Source organism: Bacillus sp. Nf3 (assembly GCF_003028545.1).
GTDB classification, from domain to species: domain Bacteria; phylum Bacillota; class Bacilli; order Bacillales; family Bacillaceae; genus Bacillus; species Bacillus safensis.
Map to the genome: position 1 here is coordinate 1 of NZ_PYUA01000075.1, position 565 is coordinate 565.

Genomic DNA, 565 nt, shown 5'->3' on the forward strand with positions numbered 1-565 from the left:
GGGCAATTGGCGGACGCGACGCCAGGTAGGCCGGCGCCGCGCACAGTACCAGCGGATACGGCCCCAGCCGCCGCGCCACCAGTCCGCTGTCGGCCAGATCACCGGTGCGGAACACCAGGTCGTAACCGTCTTCGACGATGTTGACCAGGCTGTTGGACAGATTCAGATCAACCTGCACGTCTGGATAGGCCTGCATGTAGGCCACCACCGCCGGGCCCAGCGCATGTACGCCGAAGGTGACCGGCGCGCTGATGCGCAGGCGCCCCATCGGCCGCCCGCGCGCCACTTCGGCCAGCTGTTCGGCGCCCTCCACTTCCTCCAGGATCACCCGCGCCCGCGCCAGATAGGCCTGGCCGAAGTCGGTCAGGCTCTGCTTGCGCGTAGTGCGGTTGAGCAGGCGCACGCCCAGGTGCTGCTCCAGCGCCTGGATGTGCTTGCCGACCAGCTGCGGCGACAGGTCCAGCGCGTCGGCGGCAGCGGCGAACGAGCCGACCTCGGCCACCTTGGCGAAGGTCCGAAGGGGAACGATCAGGTCCATTGCAAACGGATGTTTTCCAATGAAACG

General features: G+C 67.6%; 1 protein-coding gene. It reads right to left on the reverse strand.

The features are described 5' to 3' along the window. Positions 1-565 (reverse strand): LysR family transcriptional regulator (locus C9414_RS20910; protein ID WP_219909137.1); only part of this gene is annotated, 565 nt, incomplete at both ends.